The organism is Alloyangia pacifica, assembly GCF_900116195.1.
GTDB lineage: Bacteria > Pseudomonadota > Alphaproteobacteria > Rhodobacterales > Rhodobacteraceae > Salipiger > Salipiger pacificus.
Genome location: NZ_FOZW01000024.1, coordinates 15764 through 34120 on the forward strand (window position 1 = coordinate 15764; position 18357 = coordinate 34120).

18 protein-coding genes and 1 pseudogene are annotated in these 18357 nt (G+C 59.7%); 11 read left to right on the forward strand and 8 right to left on the reverse strand.

The features are described 5' to 3' along the window. Nucleotides 1–7: 7 nt before the first annotated feature. Nucleotides 8–460, reverse strand: a complete 453-nt coding sequence (locus tag BM397_RS27695) for a group III truncated hemoglobin (protein ID WP_092431129.1) — start codon at nucleotides 458–460, stop codon at nucleotides 8–10. Nucleotides 461–611: 151 nt separating this feature from the next. Between BM397_RS27695 and BM397_RS27700 the strand changes: the two genes are divergently transcribed. Next, complete coding sequence (locus tag BM397_RS27700; RefSeq protein ID WP_092431130.1) at nucleotides 612–890, forward strand: DUF6522 family protein; 279 nt, start codon at nucleotides 612–614, stop codon at nucleotides 888–890. A gap of 269 nt (nucleotides 891–1159) precedes the next feature. On the opposite strand, the gene BM397_RS27705 is transcribed toward BM397_RS27700, so the two are convergent. After that, the gene (locus BM397_RS27705) at nucleotides 1160–2035 is read right to left on the reverse strand and encodes a LysR substrate-binding domain-containing protein (protein WP_092431132.1); all 876 of its coding nucleotides are present in this window, start codon (nucleotides 2033–2035) and stop codon (nucleotides 1160–1162) included. A 149-nt stretch (nucleotides 2036–2184) separates the two neighbouring features. Here BM397_RS27705 and BM397_RS27710 point away from each other — a divergent pair, with 149 nt between their 5' ends. From BM397_RS27710 to BM397_RS27720, 3 genes are all read left to right on the forward strand, one after another. Then, nucleotides 2185–3345, forward strand: a complete 1161-nt coding sequence (locus BM397_RS27710; RefSeq protein WP_245696266.1) for an MFS transporter — start codon at nucleotides 2185–2187, stop codon at nucleotides 3343–3345. Between the two features lie 210 nt (nucleotides 3346–3555). Continuing rightward, nucleotides 3556–3774, forward strand: a complete 219-nt coding sequence (locus BM397_RS29160) for a hypothetical protein (RefSeq protein WP_143015460.1) — start codon at nucleotides 3556–3558, stop codon at nucleotides 3772–3774. Nucleotides 3775–3848: 74 nt separating this feature from the next. Continuing rightward, nucleotides 3849–5993 carry an FG-GAP-like repeat-containing protein gene (locus BM397_RS27720; protein ID WP_092431136.1) on the forward strand — a complete coding sequence of 715 codons (2145 nt, stop codon included), beginning with the start codon at nucleotides 3849–3851 and terminating at the stop codon, nucleotides 5991–5993. 465 nt (nucleotides 5994–6458) lie between these two features. On the opposite strand, the gene BM397_RS27725 is transcribed toward BM397_RS27720, so the two are convergent. Genes BM397_RS27725 through BM397_RS27740 form a run of 4 tightly spaced genes read right to left on the reverse strand, consistent with a single transcriptional unit; the run spans nucleotide 6459 to nucleotide 10324 of the window. Beyond that, the gene (locus tag BM397_RS27725) at nucleotides 6459–7277 is read right to left on the reverse strand and encodes an SDR family oxidoreductase (protein WP_092431137.1); all 819 of its coding nucleotides are present in this window, start codon (nucleotides 7275–7277) and stop codon (nucleotides 6459–6461) included. A 14-nt stretch (nucleotides 7278–7291) separates the two neighbouring features. Next, nucleotides 7292–8833: a tripartite tricarboxylate transporter permease gene (locus BM397_RS27730; protein WP_092431139.1), complete on the reverse strand. Its 1542-nt coding sequence runs from the start codon at nucleotides 8831–8833 to the stop codon at nucleotides 7292–7294. Beyond that, a complete protein-coding gene (locus BM397_RS27735; protein WP_092431140.1) occupies nucleotides 8830–9297 on the reverse strand; it encodes a tripartite tricarboxylate transporter TctB family protein in 468 nt (155 codons plus the stop codon). Before BM397_RS27735 ends, BM397_RS27730 begins: the two co-directional genes overlap by 4 nt. Before the next feature lie 25 nt (nucleotides 9298–9322). Continuing rightward, entirely contained in the window at nucleotides 9323–10324 is a 1002-nt protein-coding gene (locus BM397_RS27740) for a tripartite tricarboxylate transporter substrate binding protein (protein ID WP_092431141.1), read from the reverse strand. Between the two features lie 74 nt (nucleotides 10325–10398). Here BM397_RS27740 and BM397_RS27745 point away from each other — a divergent pair, with 74 nt between their 5' ends. From BM397_RS27745 to BM397_RS27765, 4 genes and pseudogenes are all read left to right on the forward strand, one after another. After that, nucleotides 10399–11226, forward strand: a complete 828-nt coding sequence (locus BM397_RS27745) for a FadR/GntR family transcriptional regulator (RefSeq protein ID WP_092431143.1) — start codon at nucleotides 10399–10401, stop codon at nucleotides 11224–11226. Further along, nucleotides 11219–11878, forward strand: coding sequence for an RraA family protein (locus BM397_RS27750; protein WP_092431144.1), 660 nt, complete (start codon nucleotides 11219–11221; stop codon nucleotides 11876–11878). Before BM397_RS27745 ends, BM397_RS27750 begins: the two co-directional genes overlap by 8 nt. 644 nt (nucleotides 11879–12522) lie before the next feature. After that, nucleotides 12523–12800 (forward strand): annotated as a pseudogene (locus BM397_RS27760) (ATP-binding protein); the annotation flags it as partial. Between the two features lie 421 nt (nucleotides 12801–13221). Continuing rightward, a complete protein-coding gene (locus BM397_RS27765; protein WP_092431147.1) occupies nucleotides 13222–13431 on the forward strand; it encodes a hypothetical protein in 210 nt (69 codons plus the stop codon). Nucleotides 13432–13644: 213 nt separating this feature from the next. Here the strand turns inward: BM397_RS27765 and BM397_RS27770 are convergent, their stop codons facing one another. Beyond that, a complete protein-coding gene (locus BM397_RS27770) occupies nucleotides 13645–14295 on the reverse strand; it encodes a PRC-barrel domain-containing protein (protein WP_092431148.1) in 651 nt (216 codons plus the stop codon). Between the two features lie 263 nt (nucleotides 14296–14558). Continuing rightward, nucleotides 14559–15164 (reverse strand): hypothetical protein, encoded by a 606-nt coding sequence (locus BM397_RS27775; protein ID WP_092567479.1) that lies wholly within the window; start codon nucleotides 15162–15164, stop codon nucleotides 14559–14561. A 430-nt stretch (nucleotides 15165–15594) separates the two neighbouring features. Here BM397_RS27775 and BM397_RS29165 point away from each other — a divergent pair, with 430 nt between their 5' ends. From BM397_RS29165 to BM397_RS27785, 3 genes are all read left to right on the forward strand, one after another. Beyond that, nucleotides 15595–15810, forward strand: a complete 216-nt coding sequence (locus BM397_RS29165; protein WP_092431150.1) for a glycosyltransferase family 2 protein — start codon at nucleotides 15595–15597, stop codon at nucleotides 15808–15810. 1351 nt (nucleotides 15811–17161) lie between these two features. Continuing rightward, on the forward strand, nucleotides 17162–17791 hold the full coding sequence (locus BM397_RS27780; RefSeq protein WP_092431152.1) for an SOS response-associated peptidase: 630 nt from the start codon (nucleotides 17162–17164) through the stop codon (nucleotides 17789–17791). Then, nucleotides 17788–18315: a thermonuclease family protein gene (locus BM397_RS27785; protein WP_092431153.1), complete on the forward strand. Its 528-nt coding sequence runs from the start codon at nucleotides 17788–17790 to the stop codon at nucleotides 18313–18315. Before BM397_RS27780 ends, BM397_RS27785 begins: the two co-directional genes overlap by 4 nt. The last annotated feature ends 42 nt before the right edge of the window (nucleotides 18316–18357 follow it).

An 18357-nucleotide genomic window follows, 5' to 3' on the forward strand; every position in this document is an offset into this window, starting at 1 on the left:
GCCGGCCTCAAACCAGTTTCGGGATGCCGGTGCCTTTGGCATCCTCGACCGCGAAGTTGAGCGACCGGGCGATGCGTTCGGCCCGCTCGATGACATGGGCGGCGCCAGCGGGTGTGCAGATCTCCGTTGCGGTCTCACGAAAGAGTGTGAGCCACCGCTCGAAATGGCTCCAGTCAATCGGCAAACCGACGTGCTTGGGCACCGGGGCGCCATGATAGCGGCCTGTCATCAGGGCAACGGAGGACCAGAAGGATGTCATCCGATCCAGATGCGGTGACCAGTCATCGATGCGCGCCGCGAAGATAGGGCCGAGGACCGAGTCGTTGCGGATTTTACCATAGAAGGCATGGACCAACTCGCGCAGCACCTCGTCATCGAGCCCGGTCCGCGCCTCGAGAGCGGCTGTGATCGCCGGTCGCGCAGAGAGGCTCGGCGATGAGGAAGTCTGGATAGAAGACATCGGTGCGGCACCTTGTTCGCAGTTGCATTGACGGGGCATACCCTTCAAGGGGTATTGTAAATACCTATTGAAGTCGAGCGCAATCGGGCGAGGCCGCGCAGAGCCAGACTGGCGGCGATCGGTGCGGGATCAGGGAACGGGAGATGGTGCGATGGGCGAAGTATCCAAAACCGACAGTGGGTTCGTTGTGGAAGCAGCCACCATCGCACGAGCTTTCAAGGTCACGGAAGAGCAGGTCCGGGAGGAGATGCGGAGCGGACTCATCAGCAGCCGCTCCGAGCGCGGGGCGGGCAAAGACGAAGGACGTTGGCGCATGACCTTCTATCGCGCCGACCGCGCGTTCCGTCTCGTTGTCGACGAAGAGGGAGAGGTGCTGTCGCGGGGAAGCTTTCCTGTCACGCCGCGAGCGCGGTCAGTGCGCCGGGATTGACACCCGTCGGGCGGCAAGCAACGATCAATCTATGGTCAGGTATCAGATCAAGTTTCGGTTTCTTCTGCTTCCCGCCCTTAGCTCCGGGCGGTTCGTGGGCGCTATATGCACAGCGATCTCCCAGGGACATCTCGAGAAGAGTTCTGAGATTGCCGGAGGTAACTCCAGGAGGAAACATGGTTATACCTGACGTTACGGTGTCCGCCGTCAGATTTTTTGGGCCAGTTGGGCGCCCAATTGCTGCAAGGAGGGTCTACCCGACCCATAATTCAACGCCGTGAAAAGGTATCAAGGCACCAACACCAAACCGCGTCGATAGTGCGCGAGGGCTGCCGTTGTTTCTTCCTCACTAAATAGTATCCGGTACCAGTTTCATATCCGGCCTGTCCCGCCTCAATGAGGCGGCCGGCAAGGAGATCGCTGTGCACAAATGACCGACTGGCGATTGCTAACCCTTGCCCCGCCAATGCTGCGTCAAGCGCTAAAGATATCTGGTTGAAACGTGGCCCTGGCAATCTGGCTTCTGTATTGAGGTGCGCATTCCAGTGTTGATATGAGTCGTGAAGCAGAGGCAATTCCTGAATGAATTCAGGTGTCAAAGGACGCGGTAACCCGTTTAGCAAATGTGGATTGCCGACGAGAATCCAGTCCTGATTGAAGAGCAGCTTGGCTTCTTGGTTTGCGGGAAACGGGGGACTTGTTTCCCTTACGGCAATGTCAACTTGATCCCGGTCAAAATCTGTAATCGAGACTGTCGCAATAGTCCGGATTTCTATACCGGGCAGTGCTGCGTTGAGAGATGGTAAGTTTGGGATCAAAAGTTTCGTTGCAAAGGTCGGCGTCACGCTGATGGTCAGCGACTTGCCGCTTTCTAGTAGCTGATCAGTCGCTTCACGCATGATACCAAAAGCGCGCTGTATTTCTTTGTGATAGGTAGCCCCATCGAGGGTGAGGGCCACGCCTCGCGGTAAACGTGTGAAGAGTGGCATGCCCATATGTCCCTCCAGAATTTTTATCTGCTGAGCAACTGCGCCTTGGGAGACTCCAAGCTCCTCGGCAGTCTCCCGGAAGTTCAGGAGCCGGCCCGCAACCGAAAACGTGCGCAAAGCATTCAAGGGAGGTAGGTGTCGCAGTTTTTTTTGCATTCTCAGAGTTTAGCTTTTCTAAAGCCTCCTGTCATCCGATCTAGCGCGAAGCCTCGCCTGTAGCATGTAAACTGATCCCAGTTTGCATTCATCGGTTCTATCCGATCTTCTGTCTTGTCGAGGCTTCTATGATAGCGCAGCGCCCTGCCATGATCTCAACTTCTTATGCGGTTATCCTCGCAGTGAGCGGTACGCATTTGATCAATGATCTGATCCAGTTCCTCCTGCCCGCATTGTACCCGGTGCTGAAGGTAGAATACGCGCTGAGCTACTTCCAACTTGGGCTCCTGACGCTTGCTCAGCAGATCACCGCCTGCATCTTGCAGCCCATTCTGGGACTTTACGGAGATTTGCGTCCGCGTCCTTATTCTCTTGCGGTGTCCATGGCCGCGGTCGCGCTCGGCGTGGTGTTGCTCGCGACGGCCGGGTCGTTTGCAGGGCTATTGCTGGCTTCTGCCACTCTTGGTTTCGGGTCGGCACTGTTTCATCCCGAAGCTTCGCGAGTTTGCCGAATGGCGTCCGGAGGACGCTTTGGATTCGCCCAGTCCAGCTTTCAGGTCGGCGGAAATGCGGGGACTGCTTTAGGGCCGCTCGCTGCTGCTCTCATTGTGTTGCCGTTCGGACAGGCCACGACTGCTTGGTTTGGGCTCCTTGCTGTTGTAGCGGTCATGATACTAATGTGGATCGCACGTTGGTTTACGAACCACCAGCGCATGACGCAAAGCTCGGGGGTGCGGCCAACAATCGGGCCCCGCCTCTCCCGCGCAAGGCTTCTGGTTGCCTTCGCAGTTCTTGGTGCGCTGCTACTTAGCAAGTTCGTCTATATTGAGACCTTCAAGAGCTACTATGCGTTTTTCCTGATCGAAAAATACGGAATGGAAGTTGCCCATGCTCAAGGGCTTCTGTTCGTCTTCCTCGCTGCGGTTGCGCTCGGCACGTTTTTCGGTGGTCCCGTTGGAGACCGTATCGGGCGCAAGAAAGTTATCTGGGGGTCGATTGTGGGGGCGCTACCGTTCGCTGTGGTTCTCCCGCATACATCGCTATGGGCTGCGATCGGCCTCAGTATCGTAGTTGGGCTCGTTTTGTCTTCTGCCTTCTCGGCGATCGTGGTTTTTGCGCAGGAGCTTTTGCCACAAAAGGTCGGCATGGTGTCAGGTTTCGTGTTCGGCTTTGCCTTCGGCGTCGGGGCACTAGGTGCAGCGGGGCTTGGAGCTCTAGCCGACCAACTCGGAATGGAGCATGTCTTTGGATATTTCTCCCTAATACTGTGCCTTGGCTTTCTGACGGCCTTGTTGCCGAATCTTGACTGATTGCCGGCCAGTGGACTAATTTTGCACCGCCGTTCTCACGATGCGCTTGCAGTGATGCCGGCGCCATCACGGCAGCCCAAAAGCCGACCACTTCTGGCGCGCCTTGCCTACCGGCCCAAGCAACTCATTCCCAGACCGGCGTGAGGAGGCGCGCTGCTTGCCGCGAGCCTTCTGGCTCTGGCCATCCTGCCAAGCATTGATCCCGCGCACATGATCACCACCCTCGCCAGCGCCAATGCAGAGCAACCTTCTGTCGTCGAAGTCGCCTGGGACGAGGATGTCGAGTTTTCCCTGTGGCTCCTGGGCTGGGATGAAGAGGCATTCATCCGCGAGGAAGACAGTGTCAGTGAAGTGCCTTTTTTGCGCATTCGGTCGCGATGCCCCGCAAACCTGATTATGCAGTATTGGGAATATGTCTTGGAGGCTTGACCCGTCAAGGTAGAGCATGCACATTTCGCACATTCTTTGAGAGAATTTGAGTCGCGCATTTTAGGGAGGTGACTATGCCTGGTAATCCCTTGTCCGATTCTGTTTTTTCTTTTCCCGCGAGCCTTTTTACCACACCCGTGTCCGTTGGTCGCACCGAAGCCGAGGACCTGATGATCGGCGCTGGATTTGCAGTGCGCTCGAATCCACATGCGTCCGGAAAATCCTATCTTCAGGCAACTGGAGACGCCTCGCAGGCTGGCGGAATATTCTCTGGGCCTGGCGCGATATATCATCCCTCCGGGATGTACGATATCACCATTGGCTACTTTGATGAGACGGACGGATTTTCCGAAATGGAACTCGTCGTCAATGACATCGTCGTTGCATCATTCACCTGGGACTCCCTACTCGGGAGCGAAATCGTAACGCCGCAGGCACGAGCCGAGTTCACCGCGTTCAATGTCGCCCTGGAGGCCGGCGATACAATCGAGCTTCGAGGGTCCGGCGACGGCAGTGAGCCCCTGCGCACAGACTACATAGATATTGTTGCCACAACGCCTCCCTACGGCGAGACGATCCGGATCGAGGCAGAGGATTTCACTGTTGTGGAAGGGTTTTCGGTTGTTCAAAATGGCGCAGCCTCAGACATGAAAACCCTTCAACACACTTCCGGGGGAGGTGCCCGGGCTGAATATGTTGTCCAGCACAGCGGGCTCTTCGATCTGACCATCGCCTATTTCGATGAAACCGACGGCATCTCAAATTTGAGCTATGGCATCAACTACGGCACTCGTGGGTCATGGCAGTTCAATGATACAACCGGCGATGCCATCGCAAGCAAGGGCAGCCTTCGAACGATTACCTTCACCGATCTTAGGCTCGAGGCTGGCGATGTCCTGAATCTCTCCGGTGCCGGTGATGGCGGAGAGCCTCTGCGGATCGACTATGTGGAACTGTTCTCCGCAGAGCCTCCATCGTCATCTGTTCCAACGCCTGACTTCTGGTTTGCGGAAGCGAGCACCACCACCACTGCCGAATTCGTCACTGCTGTCTACAATGATGGCACTGCAACCTTCATTGAGAACGCGGCCGGCATCCGGACTGACTACCGCACGCTCATGTCGATCGATTACGATGGCGACGGGGACGACGATTTCATTGAAGTCCAGGGGCCCTTTGACATCTACCCATATACCGAGCCGGGCCGTGTCGAAACGATCAACTTTGCGTTCCGACCGAAGGAAAATGTCGGAGGTGGAGAGTTCATACCCACCCCCAACCATATTGTTCAAATCGATATCGACGTCGATACCGAAGATCGCGACGATGCCTCCCTTCCTGAAGACATGATCATGCTTCACGATGTTGGCGACGCCGACGGAGATGGCGATCTGGATCTGCTTGCGACGAGCTACCTCGGAGAACGGGTCATCGTCTTCGGCAATGATGGGAACGGAAATTTCAGCGTTCTGTCCCAAAGCCCTGCAACGGTGGGTGATGGGAACAACGACGCGCGGTTTGCCGACTTCAACGGTGACGGCCTTCAAGATGTCGTGGTCTTCTCTGCCTACGACTACAATGCCATGACCATCATGCTCAATGATGGCTCTGGCTCTTATGTAGCCACGGAGTCATACGCTCCAAGCGACGCTCCGATGGGTGACCCGCATGTTGTCGATATCGACCATGACGGCGACATGGATGTCCTCTTCGTTGTTGGCGGTGAAGGACGGGGCATTTACGGCTGGCTCAACGACGGCTCCGGGTACAGCCAAGCGGGCGACAAGCTCTACATCGATCCGATGGATGGTGCACTCGGGTCATTCGAAGTCGCTGACTTCGACGGGGACGGTCTGGTGGAGTTGGTGACGGCCGGCATTACCCAAGACCCCGCGAACACCTTCGCCGGGCTTCGAACCTATAAGGTGGTGAACACCACTTCCGGAAAACAATTCGCTCTCGGCAGCGCGCAGGTCTCCTTGCCGCAGCAACAAGGCGGAAATGTTCAGGCAGCGGCAGACTATGATCTCGATGGCGATGTCGACCTGCTTCTGGCCACAGGGATCTACACGGAGACCGAACTCAAATTCCTGGAAAACAACGGGTATGGCTTCTTCAACAACACGGGCGCGATCATCGAGCCCTTCGAGGCTTCCGACTACTTCTGGGGCCCCAGAGTGCATACGGCCTTCTTCGATGATGGCACCCTGCTTTCGTAGAGGACATCCCTCATCGGCAAGACCGGCCGGCGGAGGCGTGAGTCCGCCGGCCCGGAATGCCGCTACTACGCTCGCCCGTCGCTGTATTGGAAACAGAGCTCCGGAAACATCCGTCGGGCACCCCAGACCGTGAACACGGGGCAATCTTCAGCTCACGGTCATTACTGCGAGGAACGGGGCCGCGAACCCGTGAGGTGGTCCCCGAAGACTAGACACCCTGCTAGGCTCAGATGGGGTATTCGGCTTGCGCCCCACTTCCAGCTTCGGTCTCTGAGAGGCGCTGCGTCTCGAGCTGATGGTAAAACGTGGTCTGGGAGAACCCGAACTCTGCTGCGCAAAATCCGGGGCGGGCTGATGCGTGGTGATCACCTGCGCGGCGGTCTCCAAAAGCCCGGCCGACACATCAAGAACACCAGCGCGCGCACTCCCTGTTCCACGTCAATTCCCAAGAAACAGGCCCTGGTGTCACCAGCTGGTGAAGCCCCCGTCGAGCACTAGGTTCGCGCCCGTCATGTAGCTTGACGCGTCTGACCCGAGGAACTGCACGATGGGGCCAAATTCCTCGATCTCCGCCTGGCGCCCCATGGGAACACGTTCGAGGAAGGCGTCGATAAACTCCTTGTCGAAGGAGCCCGTCTTGACGCCGCCAAAGGTGACGAGGTTCACACGCACGCCCTTTTTCGCCCAATAGGTCGCAAGGTAGCGGGTCATGTTCAACAAGCCGGATTTCGACGCGGCGTAGGAGATCGCCTTGACGAAAGGCTGGCCGTCACGCTCCTCGCGGTAGGCGTAGAGCGCTTGGTTGGGCGACACCATTCCGTACATGGAACCCACCATGATGATAGATCCCTTGCCCGCTTCGGCCATCTTTGTGCCGATCACCTGAGAACACAACATACAGCCGGTCAGATTGGTCTCGATCACGTCGTCCCAATATTTTTTGGGATAGATCTCGAAGGGCGCGTTCTGGTCGGCGGCGCCGTCCGGCTTGCTGTCGATCCCGGCGTTGTTGACCAGGATGTTCGGCACACCCCAGTCGGCGATCACGCACTCGGTCGCTGCGATCAGGCTGTCCTTGTCCTTCACGTCGGATTTGTAGACGCGGATACGGTCGCTCAGACCGGGAAACTGCGCTTCGACCTCGTCCTGTGTCCGGTCGCGCCGGGCATAGATAGCGACCTTGGCCCCGTTTTCGGCAAGTTGCTTGCTGAATTGGCTCCCCAACTGGCCAAGCCCGCCGGTGACAATGGCAACCTTGTCCTGAACAGAAAAATAATCGGGCATGTGACAAACGTCCTTTATTGCGTGAGAGAAGTTTCAGAAGTGTCTGCGCGAGATCGGCGCAGAACCTTGCGGACTTGGGAAACGATGGTCACCGCAATCACTGCGATGACAAAGACGCCGAGCACCGCGGAAACGGGGCGGTGGAAGAACCCCATGAGGTCTCCGCGCGCGATCTGCATCGACATGATAAAGTTGCGTTCCAGCACCGGTCCTAGCACGAGACCCAGGATCACGGGGGCAATCGGGAAATCGTTACGTTCCATGATGTAACCAGTCAGGCCTGCCACCAGCATGATCCCGACGCCGAACAGCGTGTTATTGATGGCGTAGGCTCCAAGGAAACAACAGACCAGGATCATCGGAACGATGACGTTTCGCGGCACCGCCAGGACGGCCCGTGCACCCTTGATCGCGAAGTAGCCCAGCGGAAACAGCAGCAGGTTGGCAACGAAGAAGCACAGGATGATCGCGGTCGGCATCGTTGGGTTCTCGGCAAACAGTCGCGGCCCGGGCGAGACACCTTTCATGTAGAGCACGCCCACAGCGATCGCTGTCACCGCATCTCCCGGAATTCCAAAGACCAGCGCCGGGATCCAGGCCGAGGACAGACCAGAGTTATTAGCCGACGTCGCTTCGATCAGGCCCTCCTCGTGACCCTTGCCGAATTTCTCGGGTGTCTTGGAAAACCGGGCCGAAATGCCATAAGCGATCCATGCGGCCAGATCTCCCCCGACGCCCGGCAGCGCGCCTAGCGATGCGCCCAGCGACGTGCCCCGCAGCACGCTCAGAGGGTAGCGGCGGAACAGACCCCAGACACCCTGAAACGGTTTCAACTGGCGGCTGTCGATGCTCGGTTCCATCTCAGACCGATCCTTGTCACCATTCGCCGACAAGCCGCGCAGGATTTCTGAGAAGGCGAACATGCCAATCATCACGGGAATGAAGCTGACCCCGCCCAAAAGTTCGACCGACCCGAAGGCAAAACGCGGTTGCCCGGTGGTGATGTCCAGACCCACGGTCGAAATCAGGATACCCAGCACAAGGGAAACGCAGCCCTTGACAGGGTTTGATCCCGAGACCAGTGCGCAGGTCAGCAGGCCCAGCACCGCCAGCCAGAAAAATTCGAAGCTTGAGAAGTTCAACGAAACTCGAGCCAGAAGTGGGCCGGTGATCAACAGAACTGCCGCCCCGATCAGCCCGCCGAGCGCCGAAAAGAAAAAACCAATGGACAGCGCCCTACCCGCGTCTCCACGGCGCGTCATGGCATAGCTTTCCTCGGTGTAGGCGGCAGAGGCAGGCGTACCGGGAATGCGCAGCAGCGCCCCCGGAATGTCTCCTGCCGTGATCGCCATTGCCGTCGACGACACAATCAGCGCAATCGCGGGCAGAGGCGCCATATAGAAGGTCAGCGGCACCAGAAGCGCGGTAGCCATTGTAGCGGTCAGGCCCGGCAGCGCCCCGATGAACAGCCCGTAAACCGCTCCGCCCAAGATAGCGATCAGGACCTGAGCCTGGAAAACCATGCCGAAGCTTTCGGCGAGGGTTGCGATACTCATGGCATTATCCCGTCAAGCATCCCGGCGGGCAGAGACACCTTCAGCAGCCCTGAAAAAACGTAATACAACAGCAGCACAAAAAACGGCGCCACGATAATGGTCACCCGAAGCCGAGCCCCCATCAGGGTCATCATGACCGCCATGAAAAGGGTTCCCATGAGCGGGAACCCCAAGGTTTCGAAAAGGACCATCCCAAGTAGCAGCCCCCCCAGCGACCAGAGCGCGGCCAGCCCGCTGCGGCCCCGCCGTTTCCAGTCATCGACATTCAGCAGCTGGCCCGGCTGGCGCAGCCCGGACAGCAGGATCAGCCCGCCAAACACAACCAGAAGAATCCCAGCTCCCGTGGGCAGAAGGTCAGCCCCGAACCGGACACCGGGAATCTTGGGGAGCTTCTGTGCCTCCCAGATGACAAACATGCCGAGCAGGGCCAGGAATGGCCCGAAGAGACGATCTCCGATCCTCATGGAATGGTCCTTTCGAGTCCGTGCTTTACTGGCTAAGGCCGGCGGAACTCATGGCCGAGGCAAGCCCTTCGGAGGACGACATTACCGTTCTCTCGAACATAGCCGCATCCTGATAGGCCACTGAGAACCCGCGTGAGGCCATGAAGGACTGGAAGTCCGGATCTTCAGTGATCTCCTGTAGCGCGGCCTCTACCTTGGCCACTACCTCGTCGGGGATCCCCTTGGGGGCTGCCACGCCACGGAACGGCAAAGGCGACCAGTCAGTATCGAAAAGCTCTGTGGTGGTTGGCAGATCGGGATAGAGCGAACTGCGTTCCGACGAAATCAGTGCGACGGTCTTGGCTTCGCCAGCGTCGACCAACGACTGCGCCTCGGCGGGCGAGGTCGACACAACGTCGATCGCACCCGAGGCTAGCTGTTGCATTGCCGGCGCAGACCCGTCGGTTGCTACCCATGTCGCGGCGGCCGGATCGATGTCGAGCTTGTCCAACAGTCCGATCCACGCCAAATGCGATAGGCCACCCCTGTTCGCACCCGATGCGGCAACAGCACCTGGGTCGGCGCGCACCACGTCTATCAGCCCCTGGGCATCGCTGTAATCGGCGTCCGCCGCGATGTTTATCGCGATGGGATCTGCGTTGAAACGCCCGATGTAGGTATAGTCTTCAGGCGTGACACCCGGCAGGCCCTGCGCGGCGAACATCGTACTCTCGATGGTAATGACACCTAGGGTGTATCCGTCCGCGGGGGCATTTGCGATCGCGCTATGCCCGACCAGCCCCCCTCCACCGGTGCGGTTCACCACGTTGAAGGGCTGACCGAGTCTCTCTTCAAGCTCCGAAGCCACCGCGCGGGCGGTTGCATCCGTGCCGCCGCCTGCCGACCATGGCACGATGACCGTCACGGCTTTTTCTGGCCACTCCGCCAGGGCGCCACCCGCGGTCGCGACCAACGCAATCCCGGCAAGGCACAACGCCTGGCGGCTCCGTAAAAGAGCTTCATGGAACATGACTTCCTCCCTTTTCATGTTGGTGAGAGCCTTCTCCTCAAGACTGACTCACTCTTGACATATGACTTATGACATAAGTAGGCTAAGCAACAATGAGTAACCTCGTCAACAGCCTTGTTGAAATGCGATCCACCGGCAACATGACCAAAATCGACACCAAGGAGCGACAGATGAGCCCCACCGCACCGCAGCCTCCGACAAGGGAACGCCTGCACATCACCGTTCAGTCGTCGCTTGAGGACCGTATTCTGAACGGCGATCTGCGCGTGGGTGACAAACTGGCTTCTGAAAGCCAGATCGCACGAGACTTCGGCGTCTCCACCCGTTCCGTACGCGAAGCCATTCAGGCACTGGAAACCAAGGGGCTGGTGCAACGGCGCCATGGCGGCAACACAACGGTCGTGCGCCGTGACGTCAATGAATTCATCGGCTCTTTGGCAGTGACGGTGCGCCAGCAGCTCGCGTCGGAACCCGATTACCTGCGTCAGCTGATGGAAGCGCGGCGGATGATCGAGACCGAGGTCATCGACCTACTCGTGGCGAGCGACACGCCCATCGACGACGCGGTTCAGGCTGCGCTGGAAGGCATGCGAGCCGCACGAGACAACGGCGATTTCGACGGCTTTGTCAATGCCGACGCGGCATTTCACCTTGCCTTGGTGCGCTGTTCAAAGAACCGCATCCTTGCCATCATGTATGAAAATTTCGCCAACCTGATCAATGACATGATCCAAGTGTCCAGCCGCGTGCCCACCAAGTCCCTGGACGAGGCCTACACCGAGCACGAAGAGATCTTCAACCGCATCCGCGACCGCAACGGCCGGGGTGCCAAGGATCTCATGCGCGAACAGATTGCGCGCTCCGCAGCGTACCTGCGCATCGCGATCAAAAAGGAAATGGAGGAGAGTAACAATGTTTGATTATGCCTACACCGCCGAAGAAACTAGCGCGATCGTGCGTCTTAAAAAATGGTACTCCGGCGATGTGCACGACAGTATGGAGGCCCTTGGCCTATGGGGATTTCTGGACGGGATTTCTCTGTACGGCTCATTGGAACCGGGCGCCGTTGTTGTAGGTCCGGCGGTGACCGTGCTGTTTGCCCCCTCGGAACGCAAAGGCGAACCGCAGGACGTCTATCACAACGCCATCGATAACGCCCCAGCGGGTGCGATCATGGTGGTTGATGCGGGCTGTGCCGAAGGCAGCTGTTCCGGTGAACTGATGAGTACGGGGGCTAAGACTGCGGGTCTGGCCGCTACCGTCGTCAATTCCACCGTCCGCGATCTGGCGCAGGTGCGCAGCCTCGGCTATCCCCTGTTCGGAATCGCACCCAGCCCGGTTGGCATCACCGGCAAGAAGGAACCCAAGGAAAGTCAGATCCCGGTGACTTTCGGTCGGACCACCGTGCAACCTGGCGATGTCATCTTTGGCGACATCGATGGCGTCGTCTGCATCCCCCGCGCCAACCTGGTCGCCGTTGCCGATCAGGCCGACGAACTGGGCGCACATGAAGCCGCCGCCCGGAGCCGCATTCTGGCAGGCGAAAAACTGCAGGCCATCTGGCCAGTTTGATCCCCCTTATTCTGAAGTGATGCGACGGCAGCGACCACTCGCCGTGTCGCTGGCGTCTGCCCTGCGATGGGCTTCGTGTAGTTTGTGACCAGCCCGGGTGGCAAAAAGCTGAGGAAATTCTGGCGCACCATGAGCCAGGTGCGCTCTGTGGTGGGCGACAACCATCTTGACCGGCACCGTCAGGCAAGTTGGCCGCCGCCGCCAGCCGTAGGGAGGGCCTAGCCCGACCGAAGGCTGGCGGCGGCGCGGTTCTCTTCACGGGGGATTGCGGGGGGTGCTGGCCGCTGCGGGCCGGTAGGGTCGAAGTCTCTGCTACCAAACGGAGATCCGACCTTGCCGGGCAAACCCGTCACCGACCAGCAAGTGGGAGTCTACATGACCGACCGCCTTCAATACAGCCAGCGTATCGCTGCCGCCCGCGCAGGGTTCAGCGAACGCACTGCCCACCGCCTCGAGGCGGATCCCCGCCTTCCTTCGCATCGCCAACCCGCCCGCGGGCGTACCGTGCCTGATCCGCTCGAGGCGGTTTGGGAACCTTTTCTGCTGCCGATCCTCGAACGCGATCCGGCCGTTCAAGCCGTGACACTCCTGCGCCATCTACAGATGGCCGATCCAGACGCTTTCCCTGATGATCGGGTCAGGCCGAGAGCTCCGTGCTCTTCGAACTCATCGCCCGGCGCTACGAGACCAAGAGCCTCGCGATCGCCGCCCCTTCAGTGCCTGGGGCAGCGTCTTTCCAGACCAGGCTGTCACCGTTGCCGCGATCGACAGGCTGGTCCACCACGCGACCATCCTGGAGATGAATGGGGACAGCTACCGCCGGCGAGCTGCAGCCTCCCGACAATCACCCGAGGCTGTCGCTCCGCCGACAGCCTCAAGCGACAACATCAGCGACAAGCACGAGGAGGAAACCGCACAGTAACATCAACGAAGAACGCAGCGGTCAAAACCGGCCAATTTGCTTGTCGGTAGCGGCCAAGGAGGTTGACGCCCTACACTCTGGCCTCTGCAATTCACCCAACCCGCCATAGCCCATGAACCGGACACTCGGGTTGCTCCAATCCGAGCCCACTTGGCATCGTCAGGGGGCACCGCTCGGATCGATCCGCATGGCCGCGCTAAAACCGGCCTACGACAAGCGGCCGCTCCTCCACCGCTCGCTAGCCTATTGACATCTTCTTCGCGGTGGAGGAGCGGCGCGGAGTGGCTCAACCGGAATACCTGCCCTTCTGGGCCTTACAGCTCTGACCATCGGCACGAACATGCCGTCCCCCGCCGCGTCAGAAACTGCTTCAGCGAGCTGCGCGTTGTTGTGGAAAGCTCACGACATCAGGAGGATCGCTGTGACCGACCGGGAATGGGAACTGTTCGAAGCTCAAGGGGCACGCGAGGTCTGGAAAAAGGAGGTGCCCGGTTCTGATGGATGCACCGAGCTTCGCTATCGCGGAGAGGAATACACCGAGCTCTATGGGGAGCGTGCGAAGGTTGAGGAAACCCGTGAATTCAAAACACAATCTGATGCGCTTGCTTGGTTGACCGGTGAAGCCGGATAGGAATGATGATCAGCCTAAATGAACGCTCCGCGCGGGCTAGGCGGCAAGTCTGTTGAATCCATCAGTAGGGCAGGAAGAGAAGACCATGCGCATGAACATGCAGCCATCTTCCCGGCTCGGGGCGATCCAACCGTGGAAGGTTGGCGAAGCGCCCGGCTGAGATTTCAGCCGGGCGCTGACAAAGTTCGGCAACTCAGACGTGCGCGAAACGCATCATTCCGTAGGTGCGGCGCCCATCGTTCCGGCTTCGCCACCCGTCATACCGGTCTCGCTGTTCATGTCGGTTCCGGTAGCACCCATCGCGTCACCCGTTGCCGGGGGCGGGGTCTCCTTGTCACGGTATTGGTATTCAGGCGCAGCATCTGCTTCCTCTCGCGTCATAGCGAGTTGAATGGCGTTGCCGTCGTACTGGATGTCCAACAGGCTATAGTCGACCGCGATGTCCTTTTCGCCGATGCCAAGGAAGCCGCCGACACCTAGGATTACGGCTGTGATCTGTCCGTCCTCGGTGATGATGAAATCCTTGATGCTGCCGATGGTCTCCCCGTCCGGTGAGGTCACCGACGTGCTGAGCAGCCAATCGCCGAGCATCTCGGCGCTATCCTGTTGCGGTACGACAACGTCCGAGGGTGGCACCGTTGTTTCGCTGTCTGCGCTTTCGGCGGCCATGCCTTCGGCCGGAGCGGACTCGGTCGCCATGTCACCGGCTGCCGGCGCGCCCCCCGCCATCCCATCGTCCGGAGTTTCGCCCTCCGTCTGTTCGGCAGGGGCTTGGTCCGTTGGCTGGACGGTCGTTTCCTGAGCCCAGGCCGAACCTGTCACGATGGGAAAAGCGATAGCAGTGATATAAAAATACTTTTTCATGGTCTTGGTCCTCCTGGCAGACCAACAAGTCTTTGCAGGAGATGGTTCGGCTGGCTTCTTGCTGTTTGTTCACCTTAGCACCGAAGACGCTATTTCTTGCCGAATTATCGCCCGTATAGTGGCAATCCGGCGCGCAACGCGGTTCACGCACCAACGCGGTGGAACTGAGGGTCTCAGCTGAGAGTTGAATTCCTTCGTGCCGCACTACTCAGGCCCCAAGTGGAGTAGGTAGGCGCACGTTCATTGCGATTTTACGACATAGCCTATAGCCGTGGAAAATCGCGAGCGTTTGGCCAAGCGTGGTAAGGATCGTTCGACACGATCGGCGCCACCAAATCGCCCGCCAGCTCGATCACCCACGCCGCGACCGACTTCTCCGACGGGCAGATGTCGATATTCACGTCACGGTCCAGAAGCCGGCGGAATGCGCGGAGATCAACCTCTTCCCCCAACGACGTCCGGCAGGCGTCAGGGGCCAGAACGATATGCGGCGTGACCCGACGCGCGTGCAGCATATCGATCACGGTGCGCAGTGCCTCCAGATTTGGGGCCCCACCCTCCCAGCACATCACATCCATGCCATCGACGATGGCGAGATCCCGGCGCCAAGCCCGCGGTGGCGACGCAAGCTCCTTGGAGGCGACCACGGACGCGTCGAAACTTGGTGACTCCGCTTTGGGCTGGGCCTGAACAGAGCCACTGGCGACCACGCCAACACGGGGTGCGCCTTCTTCTCCGTGTGACGCAATCAGCCGCGCAGGGAGCTGCACGGAGGCCGCGTCTGAGTGCGTGTGAGAGGCGCCCAATGGAGCGGTGTGCGCATCCGCAATGCGGCCGGTCGCGATAAGCTCCGAAGTTTCCGCACCCATGGAAGCTGGATATCTTCGCGACCAGGAAAGCGTCTTTCGGAGGATGTCGAATAAGTACCTGAGAAACATTTTTCGTGTAATTGATGCGGTGCAGTGCAAAGATTATAGAAATGCCGACCGCAACAGCGGCGGCGATATGAATCCAGCCAAATGCCGCGGCGCCATCACTGTCACACCATCGCGTTGGAGAAGTACAGCGCCATTATGCAAGATGGCCGCGACCGTAAAGCAAGCCCTTTGCAGCCTGCAGTTTCTCGCGGAACGACTTGAGGACACGGCCCCATGCGTGGTTTTGTCATTGTCTGCGGGCCGAAAACCATGTCGTGACAAGTCTGGGCACCTTCAGACGCGACCGCTACGGCACATTGCGCCTCGAGACCGACCCCGGCTTCCACATTGAGAAGGACCCGGAAGCAGAGCAGACTTGACCATGGCGCCAATCAACCACTTGGGAGCGGTTGAAGCAAAAGAGCCTGTGTGGCGCACGATGTTCGACCGGCATGATGTTGTTGCGGTGGTAATTGGCCGAAACGAAAGCGCGCGCCTGCGGGCCTGCGTTACCTCCTTGCAGTGTGAAATCGCCCGCGGAATCTATGTCGAAAGCGGCTCCGACGACGGCAGCCAGGCGCTCGTCGTAGCCATGTAAGGGGAACTGGCCTAGTTGCCGAAGCATTTGCCTTTTAATGCTGCCATTGTCCGCGATGCCGGCGTCGCCCAGGCAGCGGCGGGCGCCTTCCCCTCATACGTTCAATGCCTTGATGGCAGGTGCGTCCTGCAGCCCGACTGGCTTGAGACTGCCAGCCGGCTCGTGACATGGCCCCCCCACTGCGCGGTGGTACGTGGCCGACCGCGCGAACGATCCCCAGAAATATCGATCTACAAATCGCCTCATCGATGCCGAATGGCCCACGCCGCCGGGGCACGCCAAGGCATGCGGCGGGTAGGCCATGGTTGGAGCCAGTGCATGCGCTGAGGTGGATGGGTCCAATACAGCTCTCCCCGCCGGGGAGCAGCCGGAACTTCCGCACAATCAACGAGGAACGGGCAAAGGGCGGACAACGTCCGAATACTGTCGCGGGCATACTGCGCGAAACGCGTGCTCTTGAGGATCCGGCCGTGGTCGATCTGCTGCGCAAGCGGCAGTTGAAGGGGCAGGATTTCCAGATTTCGCCGGACTGGATCGGTGTGTTTCTGATCCGGGGGGCGCGGAACCACAGGGATGAGCCAGATCGCGAGGCCCCACTCCGGCGTGGCCGATTCTGCATCCAAGGATTGTCGGAGCTGAATGCGTGCAATGTTTGGGCGAGTCCATGTCGGACGAGGCACTCTCTTGCGGGAAACAAATTCAAATCTAGCGGCTCACTGTCATTAATTTTCGTGAATTCTGCCTCTGCGAGGCAAGTTTTTGGACCGGGGTGACGGTTTCCTGACATCCTGACCCGACATCTTCTGCGATGTACGTGAGTGGTGGCTACGGCCATTGTTCCCCGGGACCAACTCGGTTGTTCGTTCGCCGACCTCAGGGAGCCTTAGGATATTTGCACAGTATTTTTATGACCTGATCACCCCGGGACCTGCCTCGTGCTGGCCCGGGGAATTTATGTCGGGTCTGGGCCTCGCGTCCTGGGGCGCGGGGAGCCGGCTTACGGTTTCGACCTGATTTTCGATGCCGCTCTGGCGATGGCCGTGCTTTCCTCCACCGCCCAGGCTGTAGGGGCGCGGCAGGACCGCCGGCGAAATTGACCAACGGGCCGGCCGACCTGGTGCTGGTCTTCTTGATCGTCGCCTTCTAGCTCGTGATAGAGACAGCCAGACGCATGCGCGACCCGCGCCACGCACTCAACATAAACTCAGCATGGTAGTGGGCTTTTTCATCTTCAGTGCGACTGTGCTGTGCATCGCGGGTGCCTCCTTCGGCTTTTGAGTTTGGCGCCGAGCTTGTCCTGGTGGCCGTCCCCTCTCATCATGCACGTCGACGTAGCTCTGCGGGACCCGCCATGTGCAACCTTTACGCCAACCGAACCTCTCAGGACCTGATCAAGGGGCTCTTTCCCGACAGGACCGTCATCGACCGGATCGGGAACTTCGAGCCGCGGGACGGGATTTACCCGGACCAGACGGGCATGATCCTGCGCAACGAGGGCAAGGACGCGGTGCTACAGATGGCCCGATGGGGCATGCCGAGCCCGCCGCAGTTCCACAGCAAGTCCGGGATTGATCGTGGCGTGACGAACATCCGAAACATCGGCTCGCCGCACTGGCGGCGCTGGCTGAAGCCCGAGCGCCGTTGCCTGGTGCCACTGAGCGCCTTCGCCGAGCCAGCAGGCACTGGAAAGGGCAACGCCTGGTTCCGGCTCGCCGAGGATCGGCCCGCGATGTTCGCCGGGCTTTGGGTCCATGCCTGGAGCAGCATCCGGAAGCTCAAGGATGGAGAGACCACCGATGATCTCTACGGCTTCCTGACCACCGAGCCGAATGCCGAGGTCGCTGAGATCCATCCCAAGGCAATGCCGGTGATCCTTACTGACCCGGACGAGTGGGAAACCTGGCTGACGGCGGATTGGTCTGACGCCAAGGCGCTGCAGCGCCCCCTGACCGACGGCGCGCTTGTGCGGGAGTCGGCATGACCCGCCGAGGTCGCCGGTCGGCGGGCCGCTCGAATGTTGTCGGCATCGGCAAGGGGCCGCTGCGGCGCCCCGCGAGGACACCCAAGTCCCGCCGCCCGAGGCGCAGTCGCTCGATCGCGCCGTTCCTCATCGTGGCGGTTGCCGTGATCATCGCTTATTTCGGTGAGCAGGTCATGGAAGGCGGCGGCGTTCAGTTGCCGCGCGTGATCCGCCATGGCGGTGAAAGCAGCAACGCGAGCGCGGGGCCGCTCTCGGGCACAGTGACCCATGTCCGGGATGGCGACACAATCGAGGTGACGCGCGTTCCCGTTCGGATCGCAAACCTCAACTGCGCGGAGCTCGGCACGGCGGCTGGCAGTCGCGCGACCGAGCGGATGCGCGAATTGGTTCGCGGCCAAGCCGTGAGCTGCCGCCTGAGCGGCCGGCAGTCCTATGACCGTGAAGTCGGGACCTGTGCTCTGGCTGACGGACGTGATTTGGGCCGCGTGCTCATCGACGAAGGGCTTTGCGGGAGATGGCGGTGAGGCCGCGGCTCGCCTCCCAAAATTGAAGAGCCTAACCCCGGC

Bases quoted from the DNA above. Each gene is read 5' to 3' on its own strand.
- BM397_RS27695 (WP_092431129.1), bottom strand. From the start codon at position 460: ATGTCTTCTATCCAGACTTCCTCATCGCCGAGCCTCTCTGCGCGACCG.
- BM397_RS27700 (WP_092431130.1), top strand. From the start codon at position 612: ATGGGCGAAGTATCCAAAACCGACAGTGGGTTCGTTGTGGAAGCAGCC.
- BM397_RS27705 (WP_092431132.1), bottom strand. From the start codon at position 2,035: ATGCAAAAAAAACTGCGACACCTACCTCCCTTGAATGCTTTGCGCACG.
- BM397_RS27710 (WP_245696266.1), top strand. From the start codon at position 2,185: ATGATCTCAACTTCTTATGCGGTTATCCTCGCAGTGAGCGGTACGCAT.
- BM397_RS29160 (WP_143015460.1), top strand. From the start codon at position 3,556: ATGATCACCACCCTCGCCAGCGCCAATGCAGAGCAACCTTCTGTCGTC.
- BM397_RS27720 (WP_092431136.1), top strand. From the start codon at position 3,849: ATGCCTGGTAATCCCTTGTCCGATTCTGTTTTTTCTTTTCCCGCGAGC.
- BM397_RS27725 (WP_092431137.1), bottom strand. From the start codon at position 7,277: ATGCCCGATTATTTTTCTGTTCAGGACAAGGTTGCCATTGTCACCGGC.
- BM397_RS27730 (WP_092431139.1), bottom strand. From the start codon at position 8,833: ATGAGTATCGCAACCCTCGCCGAAAGCTTCGGCATGGTTTTCCAGGCT.
- BM397_RS27735 (WP_092431140.1), bottom strand. From the start codon at position 9,297: ATGAGGATCGGAGATCGTCTCTTCGGGCCATTCCTGGCCCTGCTCGGC.
- BM397_RS27740 (WP_092431141.1), bottom strand. From the start codon at position 10,324: ATGAAAAGGGAGGAAGTCATGTTCCATGAAGCTCTTTTACGGAGCCGC.
- BM397_RS27745 (WP_092431143.1), top strand. From the start codon at position 10,399: ATGAGTAACCTCGTCAACAGCCTTGTTGAAATGCGATCCACCGGCAAC.
- BM397_RS27750 (WP_092431144.1), top strand. From the start codon at position 11,219: ATGTTTGATTATGCCTACACCGCCGAAGAAACTAGCGCGATCGTGCGT.
- BM397_RS27770 (WP_092431148.1), bottom strand. From the start codon at position 14,295: ATGAAAAAGTATTTTTATATCACTGCTATCGCTTTTCCCATCGTGACA.
- BM397_RS27775 (WP_092567479.1), bottom strand. From the start codon at position 15,164: ATGGGTGCGGAAACTTCGGAGCTTATCGCGACCGGCCGCATTGCGGAT.
- BM397_RS29165 (WP_092431150.1), top strand. From the start codon at position 15,595: ATGGCGCCAATCAACCACTTGGGAGCGGTTGAAGCAAAAGAGCCTGTG.
- BM397_RS27780 (WP_092431152.1), top strand. From the start codon at position 17,162: ATGTGCAACCTTTACGCCAACCGAACCTCTCAGGACCTGATCAAGGGG.
- BM397_RS27785 (WP_092431153.1), top strand. From the start codon at position 17,788: ATGACCCGCCGAGGTCGCCGGTCGGCGGGCCGCTCGAATGTTGTCGGC.